We start from the raw sequence: 1,104 nt of genomic DNA on the forward strand, positions 1-1,104 counted from the left end.
CAGGCCCAGTCCGACGAATGGCATCGTTTTCCCTCTGTGTTGTTGTGGATTCGGGCGCTTTTATAGCAGCCCCGAATGGCACAGCCAGGGCCGGGATCAGGCGGACTTGAACGGGCTGCGCTCGCCCAGGTGGTCCATGTAGTTCTCTATGCCCGCGCCCTCGCGCTCCAGGAAGCGCTCGACCGCGTCGGCAAACGCCGGGTGCGCCAGCCAGTGGGCGCTGGTGGTTTTCACCGGCATCAGCGCGCGCGCCATCTTGTGCTCGCCCTGGGCGCCACCCTCGAAGCGCTGGGCGCCGTGTTCGATGCACCAAGCCAGTGGCTGGTAGTAGCAGGCCTCGAAGTGCAGGCAGTCGACGCGCTCCAGCGCGCCCCAGTAGCGGCCGTAGGCGACCAGCGGTGCATCGGGCTGCGTCGAAAGGGCGATCAGGCTGGTGGCCATGGGTTTGCCGTTGCGCTCGGCGACGAACAGCAGCCAGGCCTCGGGCATCGTGTCGGCCATGCGCCGGAAGAAGTCGCGTGTGAGGTAGGGCGGGTTGCCGTGCTCGCGGTAGGTGCGCTCGTAGCAACGGTAGAAGAAGTCCCAGTCGGCCTTCGAGATGTCGGCGCCGCGCGACCAGCGGAAGCTCACGCCCGCGTCGGCCACCTTGCGGCGCTCCTGGCGGATCTTCTTGCGCTTGTCGTGCGAGAGGCTGGCGAGGAAGGCGTCGAAGTCGGGGTACTGCGCGTTGGTCCAGTGGAACTGCACCGTGTTGCGCAGCATCAGGCCCGCTTCGGTGCAGGCGGCGATGTCGGCATCGGTGCCGAACAGCAGATGCAGCGACGACAGCTCCTCCTGCTTGCACAGCGCGACGAGCCCTTGCACCAGCAATGTGCGGCTTTCGGCATCGCGCGCCAGCAGGCGGGTGCCGGGCACGGGCGTGAAGGGCACAGCGACCACGGCCTTCGGGTAGTACGCGAGCCCGTGCTGTTCGTAGGCGTTGGCCCATGCCCAGTCGAAGACGTACTCGCCGTAGGAGTGGTCCTTGATGTAGAACGGGCACGCGGCCTGCAACTGCTCGCCTTGCCACAGCGTGACGAACTGCGGCATCCATCCGCTCTCCGG

At 66.9% G+C, this 1,104-nt stretch carries 1 protein-coding gene; it reads right to left on the bottom strand.

All coding sequences use genetic code 11. The features are described from left to right. Positions 1-96: 96 nt before the first annotated feature. A partial coding sequence (locus tag ACSFA3_RS25230; protein ID WP_435508073.1) for a GNAT family N-acetyltransferase occupies positions 97-1,104 on the bottom strand: 1,008 nt, incomplete at its 5' end.

This window comes from Variovorax glucosi, assembly GCF_051216695.1.
Taxonomy (GTDB): Bacteria; Pseudomonadota; Gammaproteobacteria; order Burkholderiales; family Burkholderiaceae_C; genus Variovorax.